At 45.2% G+C, this 15,664-nt stretch carries 17 protein-coding genes; 6 read left to right on the forward strand and 11 right to left on the reverse strand.

Annotated features, from left to right (window positions below; genetic code table 11):
- Positions 1-4 precede the first annotated feature (4 nt).
- From EL633_RS34855 to EL633_RS34865, 3 genes are all read right to left on the reverse strand, one after another.
- Entirely contained in the window at positions 5-778 is a 774-nt protein-coding gene (locus EL633_RS34855) for a class I SAM-dependent methyltransferase (protein WP_126631807.1), read from the reverse strand.
- 303 nt (positions 779-1,081) lie between these two features.
- A complete protein-coding gene (locus EL633_RS34860) occupies positions 1,082-2,743 on the reverse strand; it encodes a GAS domain-containing protein (RefSeq protein WP_126631808.1) in 1,662 nt (553 codons plus the stop codon).
- 314 nt (positions 2,744-3,057) lie between these two features.
- Positions 3,058-3,942, reverse strand: coding sequence for an aldo/keto reductase (locus tag EL633_RS34865; RefSeq protein ID WP_126631809.1), 885 nt, complete (start codon positions 3,940-3,942; stop codon positions 3,058-3,060).
- Between the two features lie 279 nt (positions 3,943-4,221).
- Here EL633_RS34865 and EL633_RS34870 point away from each other — a divergent pair, with 279 nt between their 5' ends.
- A complete protein-coding gene (locus EL633_RS34870; protein ID WP_126631810.1) occupies positions 4,222-5,259 on the forward strand; it encodes an NAD-dependent epimerase/dehydratase family protein in 1,038 nt (345 codons plus the stop codon).
- A 158-nt stretch (positions 5,260-5,417) separates the two neighbouring features.
- Positions 5,418-5,675, forward strand: a complete 258-nt coding sequence (locus tag EL633_RS34875; RefSeq protein ID WP_126631811.1) for a hypothetical protein — start codon at positions 5,418-5,420, stop codon at positions 5,673-5,675.
- 49 nt (positions 5,676-5,724) lie between these two features.
- Here EL633_RS34875 and EL633_RS34880 read toward each other — a convergent pair whose 3' ends face one another.
- Positions 5,725-5,967: a hypothetical protein gene (locus EL633_RS34880; protein ID WP_126631812.1), complete on the reverse strand. Its 243-nt coding sequence runs from the start codon at positions 5,965-5,967 to the stop codon at positions 5,725-5,727.
- A gap of 191 nt (positions 5,968-6,158) precedes the next feature.
- A complete protein-coding gene (locus EL633_RS34885; protein ID WP_174845195.1) occupies positions 6,159-6,596 on the reverse strand; it encodes an organic hydroperoxide resistance protein in 438 nt (145 codons plus the stop codon).
- A gap of 290 nt (positions 6,597-6,886) precedes the next feature.
- On the opposite strand from EL633_RS34885, the gene EL633_RS34890 reads away from it, so the two are divergent.
- A complete protein-coding gene (locus EL633_RS34890; protein ID WP_126631988.1) occupies positions 6,887-7,360 on the forward strand; it encodes a MarR family winged helix-turn-helix transcriptional regulator in 474 nt (157 codons plus the stop codon).
- Between the two features lie 98 nt (positions 7,361-7,458).
- Here EL633_RS34890 and EL633_RS34895 read toward each other — a convergent pair whose 3' ends face one another.
- Together EL633_RS34895 and EL633_RS34900 are read right to left on the reverse strand one after the other, a co-directional pair.
- Entirely contained in the window at positions 7,459-7,746 is a 288-nt protein-coding gene (locus tag EL633_RS34895; RefSeq protein WP_126631813.1) for a GlsB/YeaQ/YmgE family stress response membrane protein, read from the reverse strand.
- A gap of 428 nt (positions 7,747-8,174) precedes the next feature.
- Positions 8,175-9,137 (reverse strand): alpha/beta hydrolase, encoded by a 963-nt coding sequence (locus tag EL633_RS34900; protein ID WP_126631814.1) that lies wholly within the window; start codon positions 9,135-9,137, stop codon positions 8,175-8,177.
- A gap of 299 nt (positions 9,138-9,436) precedes the next feature.
- On the opposite strand from EL633_RS34900, the gene EL633_RS34905 reads away from it, so the two are divergent.
- Positions 9,437-10,009 carry a hypothetical protein gene (locus tag EL633_RS34905; RefSeq protein ID WP_126631815.1) on the forward strand — a complete coding sequence of 191 codons (573 nt, stop codon included), beginning with the start codon at positions 9,437-9,439 and terminating at the stop codon, positions 10,007-10,009.
- Between the two features lie 166 nt (positions 10,010-10,175).
- Here EL633_RS34905 and EL633_RS34910 read toward each other — a convergent pair whose 3' ends face one another.
- Entirely contained in the window at positions 10,176-12,128 is a 1,953-nt protein-coding gene (locus tag EL633_RS34910) for a glycoside hydrolase family 30 protein (RefSeq protein ID WP_126631816.1), read from the reverse strand.
- A 315-nt stretch (positions 12,129-12,443) separates the two neighbouring features.
- Here EL633_RS34910 and EL633_RS36865 point away from each other — a divergent pair, with 315 nt between their 5' ends.
- Entirely contained in the window at positions 12,444-12,602 is a 159-nt protein-coding gene (locus tag EL633_RS36865) for a hypothetical protein (protein ID WP_161982700.1), read from the forward strand.
- A gap of 5 nt (positions 12,603-12,607) precedes the next feature.
- Here EL633_RS36865 and EL633_RS37985 read toward each other — a convergent pair whose 3' ends face one another.
- On the reverse strand, positions 12,608-12,733 hold the full coding sequence (locus EL633_RS37985; RefSeq protein WP_281275974.1) for a hypothetical protein: 126 nt from the start codon (positions 12,731-12,733) through the stop codon (positions 12,608-12,610).
- Between the two features lie 1,153 nt (positions 12,734-13,886).
- On the opposite strand from EL633_RS37985, the gene EL633_RS34915 reads away from it, so the two are divergent.
- Positions 13,887-14,084: a hypothetical protein gene (locus EL633_RS34915; RefSeq protein ID WP_126631817.1), complete on the forward strand. Its 198-nt coding sequence runs from the start codon at positions 13,887-13,889 to the stop codon at positions 14,082-14,084.
- Between the two features lie 36 nt (positions 14,085-14,120).
- On the opposite strand, the gene EL633_RS36870 is transcribed toward EL633_RS34915, so the two are convergent.
- Both EL633_RS36870 and EL633_RS34920 read right to left on the reverse strand, forming a co-directional pair.
- The gene (locus EL633_RS36870) at positions 14,121-14,291 is read right to left on the reverse strand and encodes a hypothetical protein (protein WP_161982701.1); all 171 of its coding nucleotides are present in this window, start codon (positions 14,289-14,291) and stop codon (positions 14,121-14,123) included.
- 255 nt (positions 14,292-14,546) lie between these two features.
- A complete protein-coding gene (locus EL633_RS34920) occupies positions 14,547-15,494 on the reverse strand; it encodes an MmyB family transcriptional regulator (protein ID WP_126631818.1) in 948 nt (315 codons plus the stop codon).
- Positions 15,495-15,664 lie beyond the last annotated feature (170 nt).

Here is a 15,664-nt window from a genome sequence, read left to right on the forward strand (position 1 = left end):
AATTTTAGCACCGTTCATAAGCGATCTGACGCATACCCCACTCTATTTCATTTGTGTTGGTGGCAGTGGCAGCCAGTTCTTGTAGATCACGTTCCATCTGATCAATCATGTTGGCTGAATATTGTTCCTGGATGAAAGGGGAATTTTTCCAGGATTGAATGTTGAGAAAGAACATTGTAGCTGCCTGTGCCGTTGATACTGGCAAGCTATAGACACGGCTTATATGGCGTTGTAGATCGCTGCTCACCCGTTGAGTATCCAGCGTGGAGCCTATGTAGAGTTGATTTTGCTGTTGCTCTAGCATAGCCGCAACTATCCCTAGATAGCTGCGAAAGGGAGGATATTCGGTCTGAATGTACTCCACTTCTTCTAACAACAAGAGGCCCTGTGGGTGCAATTGTGTGCTCCAGCGTTCAATAATAGATGCTGGATTTTGTAGATGAGTGAGGAGCATGCGGCAGGAGATAAGATTGCTTTGTCCAGTAGGAAAAGGAAGCTGTGTGACATCGTGGTGGACGAATGATATATCTAAGGTTGAGCTTTGAGTGGCCAGAACAATAAAGTGCTCAGAATTATCAAAGCCAAAGGTGTGCCCACAATGCGTAGTTTCTGCGAGAAGATGGGTTGTGTAGCCTGGCCCACAACCTAAATCTATCGCCACCTCTGGTGTTGTACTGACAGCGTCCTGTAGAAACGCACGACTTGATGTAGCGAACACCTCGGCCAGGACTTGTAGCCTTTGAGCGGCTCTCGTGGTATCTTTAAAAAGATAGGGCATAAATTTTTCCTTTGCTTATGCTCAAACAGTCACATATGTTTTTCTGATCCTGATAATTTAGCGATTTTGTCTGCCAATCGTCAAATCAGACTATACATATTATAAGTCGACAAGTCACCATGCCGCGTTCTTTTTCATGGAGAAAAGTTGACACTGGTTAGATGCTGGAAGCCATAAGACGGCGTAATAGGTAAGTGCCTGACGAACATGTGCGGTCATGAAGGTTGCCGAGACAGTTTATAACCTTCTTTTTTATCGAACCTATTATATGTTTAATTATTACCAGAAAAAGCGAAGCAGTTTTTATCTAGTCTTGTTATTGATGTGGTTATCATGTTCATTGTTTTGTAGTGGATAGCGTTTCAGCATATGTGAGTATGGTTGGTACATAGGTAAAGGGCCGGTTGGCGATATATTAGGCTCGGAACACTGAGAAATCTGTCTTGTCAGTTCGGTTATAGGGAGATGAGCTGGTAGTGTCGAAGTTATCTTGAGATCCAGTGCTAAAACCAGGCGATGGGTAATAGCGAGCTGTTTATAGACAGGATAGAGCACAAAAGGTTTGCCTGCTTGTTTGCGTTCTAGAGCATTACAGATATCAACAAGGATGCTCGTAAGTGTTTCAGCATAGACATCCGCATGTTCTAATCGACTCAAGCGTTCTGCAAGGAGATTGAGTCCACCAGCCAGTGGTAGGAGTTCATCTGATGTGAGGCGAGCTCGTGTGCGTAAATGGCCATTGGCCAGACTGGCTTGAACAAATTTCAAATGTTGAATTCCCTGTTCCAGTTGTCGATTACGATTCTCTATCCGTTGGGCTTGAAGTTCAATCTGCTGTTGGATAGCTTCGAGGTCTGCTAAAGCTTTGCGTTGACTTCTAATCAGATCCTGATTTTCTTTGGTCGTCAGAATCTGGCGTACAATGAGGATACAGAAAACAACAAGTGTTATACTACCCAGGATTGGTAGGAATGCATCACGGAGAGTATAACGATTCCACATATCGATCGTTAAAACAAGAAATGGGACCGCAAACAGCAGATAGGGTAATAGCAAGACAAAAGAGAGTCCTGATTGTGCGCAAGGATCATCCTGGCATTCGGGATAGAGGTCCTGTTCAGCATGTGAGTGTACATAACGTAAAGGGGCCGCGATACCTAGAATAAGCATGCCAAGTGACCATCCCAGTGTTAAAGATGTATCATTGACATATGTGCCAGTATTTTGTTGTAGATCAAACAGAAAATCGGATAAGAGAAAGCCGCATAGACCAATGCACACGAGTGCCCAACTTCCTTTAAAAGACAGGGTTTGATAACGATAGTTTCTGCCGCGTAAGAGAGAAGTGACAGCACAACAGAGCAAGATAACATCCGCGATAGGATAATAAATAGCCAGAAAGCGTGCAATTTGTATCTGATGGACCATCAGGATTTGTTTTCCGACTAAAAAATACCAGCTAATGGCAATAATAGAGCCGGCAGCAATAAAGCTATCTAGAAAAGTGAACAAACGCTCACGACGAGAGCGAAACACAGCAGGTTGGATGAGTAAGCCGAAAAAAACAAAGAGCGGCATCAAAGCGTAGCCAAGGTCTGCTAATGAAGGAAAAGGATTTTTCTGGTGGAGCAATAGATAGCGCCAGATCAATTCACCTCCTGCCCATGATAATAAGCCAATGCCAATCAATGTCCAGCCAACCCGTTCGCGGTAGGTTCTTTGTGTCATGCGCCCCATTTGCTGGCCCAATGGACCGTTTGCCGCGGCAATCGTCATGCTTCCTCCCACAAGTGCACAGATGAATTGCGAGAAGAATTTTATCTGCGAGAAGATACCGATGGCCGGAACAACCTGGAGCATGATTACAACGAGTGCCAGTACGCCTGTTAGTTTGATCAGCAAATTCCACTTATTACGCTGTGCCTGTATCGTATGAGTAGTTATGTGCCTGGAGGAATAAAGCATGCTTCTCTCCTTGAGATGTTGATCTTTACAAGTGAGATGAGGTGGTTCTATGAGGGACATCCTACGGGGAAGCTCTACTATAGATTGAAATAGTACAAGATTGCTCTACATTATGGCATGTATGTCAACTATTTGTGTGTGAATGACAATTTCTTTTGTTGAGAGATATAGTGGTAGTGAAGTCTCGTGTTCGCTTCTTATATAGAAGCACGGGAGCGGTCGCTAACCGTCCCCCGTGCTTCTATATAAACAGGCATTAATTGTACTTCTATATAAACAGGCATTAATTGTACTTCGCAAATAATATGCGATAATTAAGAGCCCTGTTTTTGCTGTTCCTGGCGACCTTGCTGATCGAGTTGTTTAAAGTCTTCATCGTCGAGATGAATATTTACCGCAGCAACATTTTCTTCAAGGTGTTTCACACTACTGGTGCCAGGAATAGGCAGTATTACCGGACTCCGCTGAAGGATCCAGGCAAGGGCGATGCCGCCGGGGGTGGTATTATTTTTTTTGGCAATAGTATCGAGGAGTGTCCCTGGCTGTGCCAGATCACCTGACGCCAGTGGAAACCACGGAATAAAGCCAATATTATTGGTAGTACAATAATCGAGGACATCCTCGCTCTGACGGGTCACGAGATTATACAAATTCTGTACAGTCACGACCTTAAAGAACTTTTGGGCTGCCTCAATTTCTTCAACATTGACCTCACTGAGACCAACGTGGCGGATCAAGCCTTCCTGCTGCATCTGCTTAATTACATCAAACTGCTCATCGCGTGGGACCTTTGGATCGATACGATGCAACTGCCACAGATCGATACGCTCCACACCCAGGCGACGCAAGCTCATCAGCACACACTGGCGCAGATACTCAGGTCGTCCTAAAGGAGGCCAGATATCTGGTCCATGACGGGTCAATCCAGCTTTAGTCGCGATAAGCATATCTTTATAAGGATGGAGTGCTTCATGTATCAGATTTTCACTGACCTCGGGACCGTAACTATCCGCAGTATCGATAAAGTTTACGCCGAGCTCTGGCAGACGTTTCAGCGTACGCAAGGCCTCTTCACGGTCATCTGGCTCTCCCCAGATGCCTTTACCCGTGATGCGCATCGCTCCATAGCCGAGGCGATTTATAGTAATATCGCCACCAATTTTGAACTGTCCACTGGCAGCGGCATTAATAGTGCTCATATAAAATGTGCTCCTTTTTTTAATTGAATTCTTTCAATCTATGGCACGAGATAATGGACAGCAAGGTTTCAGTATTGTTGAAAATAAATGGAAAATAGTGACGGGAAGGCCAGCGATATATTGGGGAAGAGAGCCAATTTTGGAGGTAGCTATGCTTAGAACATATTTTTTAGCTCGTTTTATCTAACCATGAGCATGTATTCTGTTTTTCATGTAAGCCATATATTCTTATCTATCGTCTGGTATTTATTGAAAAAGTGAAAAAGGAGAGACAAAAAGATGAAATTTCTTATCCTTGGTGGGACAGTTTTTGTGGGGCGACATCTGGTTGAAGCCGCGCTTAGTAGAGGACACGAGGTCACAATATTTCATCGTGGAGTGCATGAAGCAAGTTTTTCTAGACCAGTTGAGCAGCTAAAAGGGAATCGTACTGATGATTTAGCAGCCCTACGAGGTCGAAGTTGGGACGTAGTAATTGATACCAATGGCTATGTACCATCTCGTGTACAGGCAACCGCTCAATTATTAGCAGATAGTGTAAATCAATACATCTTTATATCCAGCATTTCTGTCTACCAAGATTTTAACGTATTAGGAATGAATGAGTCTGCGCCAGTTGGGACTTTGACGGAAGAGCAAGTGCGCGAAGCCGAACAACTGATACCAGCACGAAATGGTGTTATTGCCCTGACCTATGGACCCATGTATGGTCCACTAAAGGCATTGTGTGAACAGGTACTAGAAGAAACAATGCCAGGGAGGGTACTCAACATTCGTGCAGGCCTCATCGTTGGTCCTTATGATTACAGCGATCGTTTCACTTACTGGCCATGGCGCGTAGCGCAAGGAGGAGAGATGCTTGCTCCCGGTCGTCCAGAGCGCACTATTCAACTGATCGATGTAAGGGATCTCGCAGAATGGATTATCAGGATGGCCGAAACCGAACGAAATGGCATCTACAACGCCAACGGTCCAGCTTCCCCTCTTACTATGCAAGATCTATTAGAGACATGCAAGATTGTGAGCGAGAAGCAAGGCACCTTTACCTGGATCAACGACTCCTTCTTACTCAAAAAAGGAGTCGAGCCCTGGTCCCAGATGCCGTTGTGGATACCAGACGAAGAAGAAGGCCTCAAGGGTTTTCAGGCCTTTGACGTACAGAAAGCGCTTGCGACAGGTCTAATCTTTCGTCCACTAGCCAAAACAGTTCAAGATACATTTACCTGGGATGCTCAGCGTTCACCCAACGAAAAACGACGAGCCGGACTTGAGCCAGAGCAAGAGAGGCAAATACTGGAAGCATGGCATCGTCAATAAAGTAAGCGAGGCCCATCATATAAAATGCTTTTCACCAGTCAAAGATCAGGTACATGCTGTGTAGAGTTTGTCTGATAGTATTGTTGTGGTAGGATTTGTCACTATTGCCAGAGTTGCCGCGTGCTTGCTATAAATGATCTTTTAGGAAGGAAAGTGACATGGGTGAGCAGCAACAAAGTAGCAGTAATGCTAAATGTATGCTTGTGCGAGAGAAAATGCTCCAGGCAATAGTGCAGATGAGTATGCAGGATGGATCGCTCAGCGCATCGCTCTATGTAATTCTGGATGCGATCGAAGAGCATGGTAACTGTGAGCTGGGAGCGGTTGAGCAAGCCATAGAGGAAATCCATGCATTTGAGAAGGTTCTCCATGGCTTGCAAGACGAGCTAATGACGTTGCGCAATCTCAGCGAATAAAGAAGTAGACGCTGCGGCAGGAGCATGTTTTGTACTGCCAGGTTTTAAACTAAGCCTTGCTGATAATCTCATTAGCCGTGACCTGAAAGTGGAAGCCCGAATAATCTTCAAGTACATAGACAAGCTCCTCTTCTCGTTGCAAATACTTCCAAGTCACTGTTCCTATGGCCTTGCCATTAGCGAACTTCACCTTGTCATTGAGCATATAGTCTCCATCAGAGATCAACTCACCATAATGCTGACTAAACTGGCGATACATGATTAAACGGAATTTAGGGGTATCTTTATACATGTGTGCTCCTTATCCGAAGCGTTATATAGTGGTGTCTAGAGGAAGATAAAATCTTCTATTAGTATGCCAGAGCTTTGAATTTGTTAGCAAGCTGTCAGTACTTTTGTATTAGTTGCGAGAAAAAATAGAGCATAGATTATGGCAATTAGTTATTACTAATAGTCACAATCTATGCTTGACTCATTTGTAATCTAGTGGATAGCCAGAGGTTGTTCTTCAAAGTATAGTCTGACGGGAATATTGCCACGGGTAGCATTGGAATATGGGCATACCTGATGAGCAAGCTCAACCATTTTTTCACCAGTCTCCTGGTCCATATCAGGTATAAAGACATGCAACTCAACCTCTAGACCAAAACCACCTTCACCTATTGGACCGATGCTCGTTTTGGCGGTAACGGTAGAGGCGCTAGCATCAAGCTTCTGACGACGTGCGGTGAGCATGAGTGCCGACTGGAAGCAAGCTGCATAGCCAGCCGCAAATAACTGTTCCGGATTTGTACCCTCACCACCTGGGCCTCCCATCTCCTTCGGCACACTGAGATTTACAGCCAGATGACCATCCGAAGATTGGGCCTTTCCATCACGTCCACCCTGGACGGTTGCTTCTGCAGTATAGAGAACTTTCATGATAATCAATACCTTTCTTTTATAATAGAAATTTACGCGAGGCAGCTATCAGTACTTCCTTTTTCCCTCTTCATCTCCATCAGGGCCGTCTCGCAGATGGTGGTGTATAAATTGAGAGAAATTGAATTGTGCACAATTCAATTTCTCTCAATTTATACACCACCATGCACTATATTGTCAAGGGGAATGGATAGCAAAAAGAGGGCTAATGAAATCATTTGACTTCCATTTTATTGTGTGCTATATAATTGTATGCAAGCTAAGGGGAAGGAGAGAAAGGTATGAGTAAGATGACAAAAATACAGAGCCAGGATGATGCCCTCGCAGGAAATATGAATATCAAGATCAGTGACATGCTTTGTTTCGCTTTATACTCAGCATCGCGGGCCGCTATGGATATCTACCGACCATTACTGGATGAATTAGGGTTGACCTATCCACAATATCTAGTGATGATAGTATTGTGGGAGCATGAGACATGTTCAGTTAAAGAGATTGGGCAGATATTGCATCTGGATTCAGGAACTCTCTCCCCTTTGTTGAAGCGTTTGGAGGTAGCAGGCTTTATCTCACGGCGGCGAAGATCCAGCGATGAGCGCGTAGTGGATATCATCCTTACTGATGCTGGCCATGAACTAAAAATTCAGGCTGGCAGAGTTCCAGAACAGATCCGTTGTCAGTATGGGGTAGAGTTTGATGAATATATCGAACTATTAGGCCGTCTCAAAAAGCTCACTGATCATTTATCAACGCTTAATAGGTAATGACAACATAGCGCATTGATGTGAATGATCCTTAATAAAAAAGGATAGGAAAACCATAAGATCTTCCTATCCCTTTTTCATGCATGATTAATGATTACTTAGACAGTTCTACGTCCCATAACAGCATGCAAGATCGCGACGAGGGCACAGGATGCAATAAAAGCGACAACCAGACTGCCCCAGAAGCCAAAGGTAGCATCAGGTGAGATTAAGCCTACAACGAAGCCACCGATTAATGCGCCAACCAGACCAAGAATCAGGTCACCAATAATGCCGTATCCTTTGCCTGGCATAACTACGCCAGCCAACCAGCCGGCAACCAGGCCAATAATAACCCATGCAATGATGTTACCAGGTTGAAGTGTTGCACCTAAAACAATACTCATAATTTTCACCTCTCAAAATGCTAAAAAAAGAAAGATTCCTGATAGACCAATATGTGTATCTATCACTAGTAATACGATCCACAACCACCCTTAGATGAGGTCGCAGGGCTAAAATTTCGGTATTTTTTATACAAAGTTCTAAATGGTGGGCCCCAGGTGATTTATGGAGTTATTCATCACGTAATTTTGTGTTTAAGCGTGTGTCTAAAAATGATGGTACTATAGCAAGAATGAAAATTTCTATTAGAACGATTTCGTGTCATAAATAGTGTGGTTCTAAATAAAGTGGGTCTATAAAGTAGTAATAGTTATCCAGAAAAGTGAGATTATTCCTATAATTCTTCTGGACCATATACTATGTATACAACGCAATTTCCTGAAGAACGTTGCGTCTGCCAGCGCCATGCCAGGTGTGCGCCATGTGATTATTATGAATATGGATTATCCGCTGTCTTATCGGGCCAGTTGCCGTTTGCAAGGGCCACATGTTTGGAATAATAGGCTGCAATCTGGTCCAGCGCAGCCTGGCCCTCTGGCAAGCGATCTGCAAACGCATGCCAACCATGAAATACATCTGGCCAGGTAACACATCTAGCTTTGGCGCCTGAAGCCGTAGCATGTTTTACCAGTGTGTAGGCATCATCATGGAGAAGTTCGTGCTGTGTGACTTGCAGAAAGAGCGGTGGAAGTCCATGTAGATCTGCATAGAGTGGAGATGCCAGAGGTTGAGAAGCTTCTTCCGGGCTTACATAGAGTTGTGCGGCATAGGTGAGCAGTCCTATGGAAAGGACACTATCTGTGGTCACTTGCTTCTTGACGTTCAGTCCTGCCGTAGTGAGATCAAGCCAGGGTGAAAGGCAGGCAACCATAATTGGAAATGGATAATGTTGATCACGAGCCAATAAGAGAACTGAAAGAGCAATGCCTCCACCAGCTCCTGTACCCATAATGGCCATATGTCTGGGTGAGTGGTGCTGCGCAAGTAACCACTGATAAGCTATCAGGCCGTCAGTGATGGCTGCCGGAAATGGATGCTCCGGCGCAAGACGATAAGCTATCTGTAGTATGCGTGTTTGTGTCATAGAAGCCAATGCAGAGACAAGGGCGCGATCAGTACATAATGAGCCATTAATGTATGTGCCGCTATGAAAATAAAGGATCGTCTGTTCTGGTATTGCATTAGCTGGAATAATCCACTCAGCGGGCAATCCTTCAAGGGTAAAAGCCTCAATCGTAACAGCTGACTGCATAGTATAAAGTGTAGATAGAGCATCAAAGCTGGCACGATAGTGCTCAACTGTAAGGGAGTCAAGCGGCTGTTCCCGAATTGCCTGAAGACAATTTTGTATGTTTGACAGAGTAACATTTATATCGTGTTTTTTGCTTTCCATGCAATATTATCCTTTGCTTGACTGATGGTTTTATTAAATTATACTTGAAAAGTCAAATGACAAAGTTTTTTTGATACAAAATACAGGATTATGCTAATAATATGGTCTCTAAATTAAGTTTGTAGCGTGTGTTTCTCGATGGTGGCTGTTGGTTGGTCTGATGATATATAGGAGATGATGATCTTTAACAGTATTTAAATTACAAAACTATTTCACGAAGAAAATTATCTTTATTTCACCTTTAGTAACATATAATGCTATCAGGAAGCAGCTATGCTAAATGATAGGAGTGGAAAAAGATGAGTCGTTATTCACACGAGCATCATGTACGAGCCCCACAGCAGTCTGTATTGAAATGGATGGAAGCGTTCTTTCATATGCGCAAGTGTTTATCCTTTGATGTGTTTCCTTTGCCGGAGGATAGTCAAGAAAGAGAGGCGCTCGCTGATGCTGTGAATGATGACGTGTTGAGATATGTAATAGCACCAACGGATGCTCAAGGATGGACCATTCTGTGGGCAGAGTATGATGAATATAATCAGGATGAGCTTATGGCCTACCTAAGCAAGCAACTCCATACGACAGCTCTATATGGTCATGATAATGATCAGGTATGTAACGAGCGTTGGATTCACTTTGAAGATGGATTTGAGGTAGGATCATACTGGTATCTGGGGCGAGAAGAGGACATGTGGGCGAATTTCCCCGAACTGTATCCTACTCCTCCGGGAGCGATGTTGCTCAGGGAAGCTTTTGCAAAGCAAGGGCGGCTCTATTATCATTTCAATTTATATCTGGCCATAGGACGTAGTGATTGGAAGCTCTCACTTCCACTTGATCAGTTCCGATTAGTCTGCATTGGTATGGAATAATGGCATATTTCTATGAGTATTAGATTATCTTCGTCCCTTCGCTAGCGTACACTTTTCAAGTGTTACCAATTTGCGAAACTGTAGAGATCTTCTATAAACAGGATTGAAATACATCCTGTTTATAGAAGATCTCATATTTACTTACTTCGATGAGCCATGAACTATATTAGTCATCCTCGCCAGACCAGGTAAAGGTTACGGCTGCGCCAGCTGGCAGCGTGTACGAGAAGGTTCGGTGCTGTAGCTGAACCTGGAAGGTTGTGGTTCCAGAACTACTCGCGTTATTATTGTAGACTACCAGCACATGAGAGCCATTCTGGTTCCGGAAAGCTACATTTTCAAGGTTGCTGTTGGATGTCGAAGCAATACGCGTAGCACCAGGAATGACAAACTTGCTAAAATGTCCAAGACCATAATAATCAGAGTTCTTTGTCACAGTACCGTCTACGGCAATGGAGATAACCCCACGACATGATCCACACGATCCAGAGGTATCCAGATGCGGATTACCATTGGGATCGAGTGCCAGACCCCAACGTACAACCGTTTTGGCACCATGGACAGTTGAATTAATCCCTAGATCCATTACCGATTTAAGAGTTGCTCCAAAGGTAGGATTACCATTATTTTCCCACTGTCCACCCGAGCATTCCGTCTCGTAGATATCCTTCTGACCATAGAATTGATCTTGTGCGCTGGCATCTCCCCCATAGCAGTGGAATGCGATACCATCTACATATTTTCCCGCCGGGCTATTGAGGATCGCGCGGGGATACTCTGGTGTGTCCCAGTTATGATCAAAGGCGAGAATTTTTGTTTTGAGGTGACTTTGCTGGAAGGCTTTGCCCAGATGTATGATAAAATCCGCTTCATTGCCAATGGCCTGGCCGTTAGAAGTCTGGCTGGTGGCAGGCAAGAGCATCGTTGGCATGTAATTGCCATTTTGCGGCTCATTTTGCGGCGTGATGGCGTAGATAGGTATACCTTCCTTCTGATATGCCTGAATGAATTTGACAAAGTACTGAGCATACGCCTGATAATACTCTGGATTGAGGTAGCCCTGGTTGATACTAGCGGCGCCAGAACCACCATAGTAGAACTGGTTGAGGCTCGAACCCTGTACGCTATCATCAACAGTTGTAACGTCACTCGCTGAGATAATATCGACACGATCAGGGTTAATACCATTCCAATGTGCATTACTGTTCTGTTGCCCGGTGACACGCACCTTGAGTGTATGCTGTCCAGCAGTCAGGACCGGACTGGTATAGGCCAATGTGTTACCAGCATTAGTAGGTGAGTAGAAATCAACCATGGTTTCAGGTCCACCATCGATGGAGACGGCACCAATACCGTGATCCGTACCCACGACTGCATAGAACTTGATCTGGGTCCCATTGAAGGTGATGGATGTATAATCATTGGGAGTATTGTCCCAACTGTTACTTCCATTATAAAAACCTAGCTTATTACCATCACAATTAGCGCAGTGGCCCCAACTATTACCAGGTAACTTCATCCAGGCAGGTGGAGACCAGGGGGTCGCCATAATCTTGAGATTGGGATTAATGTGCAGGGCTTGTTTAAGCAGTGACGTAATGTGATAGCGATCATCCTGCGCGATCGAGAAATGACTGAGCGTAGGATCAGTCTGGCCGGAAGGCATATCATCATAGGTATATTCGCCGACCCAGCCCCTACTTGTGTCCTGTGGGGGAGCCAGATCAGATGATCCCATTGGCTGGCGCAAATAACTCAGCCCGATGCCAGTGTGAGGATCAAAGAGAGAGCGCATCACCTGGTCCTGTGAAATATTCGGTTGAGACAGGACTACCGCCGATGAAGCGGTCAAAGAAGCGCCAAAACCAGTCATACGTTGATATTTTTGTGCATCATTGACCGTAATGGTCGAAGTATTGGCGTTAGTGTTTTTAGAAAAAGAAATGGCTGGCTGCCGTGTCAGCAGATTGCTCTGATCAGGTGTTGTAAGCCACGCATTTACATGGTTATCATCGGCGGCCTGGGCCTGTGAAGGATATATCGCCACAAATGAAACCGTGCTTAAAATAAAGCAAACGACCATAAGAGGGCGACCAATGGTTAATAGTAGCCGAGACATAGAATCCTCCTTGATAGAGTGTCTCTAGAGAATGGGAGTGCTTCCACGCACTTCTCAATCAGTTCATTATACACATCTTTCAACATTCATGACAACGCTATCAAGGGAATTGTTAATTTATTACACAATTATTATGGACTTTCTTTTCTTGTGGGTGAAAACGTGATTCATCGAAGTTTGCCCGCTAGAATACGGAGCCGAAGATGCCGACGATTTTTGAAGCCATAACTTCGGCGCATCATCTTGGTCCGATTGTTTTCGTCAAGCCTTGTGTGAGGTGTTTTTCTAGATCCAACCCAAGGCATCTTTGAGCTCTTGTGGCAGGCTGGCCTGCACCACTATGACGAATTGGTAGGTATCGGCTGGGACTGGCAAAGCACCAACAGATCGACTGTGAAAGCCCCTTTCGCCAGAGCCACCGTCGGTACCGTTCCCACCACCGATCGCGGCAAACAGGGAACCAAACGGATCTGAGCATCCTATGTAATCGCCGTGACTTGCCCCTGGCTCTGTGTATTGATGGGGTCAATCGCCATGATAGCAAACTGCTTTTCTCCACCCTGGATACGCTCATTGCTGAGCAACAAGAACCAACCGTGGAGCATCCTCAAAACCTGTGCATGGATGTGGCTTATGACCGTGATGCAATCTAGGGTGAGCCCTATGAATGAGGCTATGAGCCACACGTGCGGCTCAACCGGCAATGCCACAAGTGGTATCAGCCTCCCCAGAAAGAGGCCAACAACCTGGAACAAGGAAAAACGCCTCGGCGATGGGTGGTCGAGCGCTTTTTCTTCTAGCTCAATTGTTGGCAGCGCTTGCTGGTTCACTGGGAAAAGTTTGGAAATACTTATCAAGCTTTCTTGCAGCTGGCTTGCGGACTCATTTGTTTTCAGTATGTCTCTCGTGATTAGGTTTTTGGATAAGGTTTAAATAAAGAAAGTACTCTTTTTATCACATTTTAAATACCAAGATGAAGAATAAAAAAATCTCCTGTTGCTGTAAGATCAAAGAACTCGTCAGTTTTGTCAATGGTATTGACTGAGACTATGACGCAGTTCGAGCAGGATTAACCTATTCTTTGAATCAAGGTCCGGTAGAAGGAGCCGTGAACAAAATAAAAACGCACAAAAGGCTCATGTATGGACGAGCCAGCTTCTCTCTTCTCCGCAAAAAAATGCTTCACCAAAAAGTTTCATGAGCCGAATATACACCGGCTTTAATAAGGGTAATTGGCTCTGCTCATAACCAGGAAGAACGAGAAAGTGCAGACGGCCTCACCGCGCTTTCCCTTGGTCATCTGGCAGAGATGCCCCTGCGGTATCTCCGCCAGATGCTTAGAAGTGATTGCAATCGCCTAGGCTTAGTGAGCTACTCCAGGCCACCAAACTTCGGGCCACCAGACCAATGGCATATATTTCACCTTTCTCGTGATGTGAAGTGTTGTCATGAAGCCCACCAGTTGTGGGCTTCACAAAGAAAGAGGGTTGAATCATCTGATTTGGGACAATACGCCCCCTTGTTGTTGCTTATCTCAGACATCTTGAAGCATTCGCCTAGATCTGTGGAATGTGCGTACCAAATTTTCACAAGCAGTGCCATGTTTAAGCTGTCCCACAAAGGATAGTTCATCCCTCTTTACATGTGATGGCCATGTTTTTAGTTCTCACAGACATGAACATATCTTCACTTATCTTTTTACAACAGCATCTAACCGCTCTTGAGTTGAGTGGCAACTTATATCAGGAGGAACTTTTTATGAAACTGAATCATATTAACCTGGCTGTGACCGATATGTCAAAAGCATGGTTCATGTTTGGGCACCGCGTGGGCCGAGATCTTAGAGACAAGCAACTGCTTGGTGAAGATACCGGGCCACCCTCCCGAGGTGGCAATCGGCCGCTGAGGGCCAAACCTATGCGCATCGCTGTTCTTGCTGCCTGGTTTGCTCAATGAAAGGTATGTGGGCTTGTTCTCACCCAGGGCGTTCATTTAGCGGTCTATGCTATGGGTGGCAAGGTCTGGACGCTCTTCCTTTGGCTGCGGTCGCCTATACCTTGAGCCCAGTTTGGAACCCAGACGACCCAGGAAGAATGTTCCGATGGTTCCCAGAAGCACATAGAGACCAACCAGGGGAAAAGACGCGAGGTAAGGGTGCAGCATGTTTTGTAGTGCTTGCAGGGGTTGTCCATAGAGGTTATAAAAAAAATTGTTGTATATATAGATAATGAGCATGCTGATGTTGACGAGGGTTCCAGAATTGATAGCTCAATACTGTCATGGGAGTCTTCTCTTGGAAAATCCCTCCTTAACGAAATAATGATAAGTAAGGTTCCCATTCTCATACCAGGCCATGTTCCTCATTCCCCATTCGGTTTATCTCAGGGTTCGCCATCCATATCATTTATGCGTGAGAATCTACATATGGGATACTGGATAAGGAGAAAGATGCTCACTCGATTCTTTGGCACTACCAAGGGAAGCAAAAACCACACGCGCTGCCTCATCCAGGGGCAGAAACGCAGCAATACAGGGATATTTGTGGCTACAGACTGAGATGTAGATTTGCCGAAGTTGTATTGGAAGTAGTTCGGACGTTTCGGCATTACGGCTGAGCACTATTTTTGACGGAGTATTTTTTTGGGGAAGCGGCTTTCCCTCTTGTTCCTGGCTCTCTTGTCCCCAGTACGCGCGAAAATCCGAGAGTGTAGAGAACTGTTCAATCAGTTGCTGATACCAGGGCTCAAATTGGTATAGGATGTTACTGTGCTTAAAAAGGTCAATTCCCAGAGACGCCTGAACGTGCCAGACATCTCTGGCCTGATCATTGAACGTCGAACGTGCGCGCATTGGGAAGTCGCGATGAAACAGGAAATAGAAGAGATGACGTTGTTGTTTCTGGAGAGCTTCGAGTGGTGGGATTTCAAATACCCTCTGGAAGGCATTATTGGCTGCGTGGACCGAGAGGGTGTGGGTGACAATGATGGCCGGGTAAGGCAGCATTCCCATCACTTGTTGTGCTTGCTCTAGCGCTTGCTTGAGCGCGATCCCTTCCAATTCAAGATTTTCAGGAAGATATCGGGCGGCTAAGAGCAAGTTGTTGCGCTCTTGCGCACTACATTCGAGATACTGTGCAATCTGCATGATCATTGTCTGGTTTGGCACTCGGCGCGAACGCCCCTCCAACAAATTTCTGTAGGTGGGACAGGCTTCATCGGCTAACTCTTGTTGCGAAAAGCGTTTGAGGAGCGGATGAGGACGATCCCTCGCCTCCTGCTGTCTTTTGATCCGCAAGGTTTCAATCTGGTGAAGAACATCACGTAGGATATCCAATCTATGGGAAGAATCGGGTTCGCTATTCATCATGTTTCTCTCTCCTGTTCTCAAACCGTGGCAGAGGTCTGTCTTTGACCGGTGTCTCGATCTCTCGCCAATTCAGCGTAGTTTTACACTTGGTAGAACACCTTTCCCCCCATATACTATTTCCTAGAAACAGAAAAGTACCCCGATGCGCATGGCTGCTTGAGAGGCTCTCT

Origin of the sequence: Dictyobacter alpinus, from assembly GCF_003967575.1 — a bacterium.
GTDB lineage: Bacteria > Chloroflexota > Ktedonobacteria > Ktedonobacterales > Ktedonobacteraceae > Dictyobacter > Dictyobacter alpinus.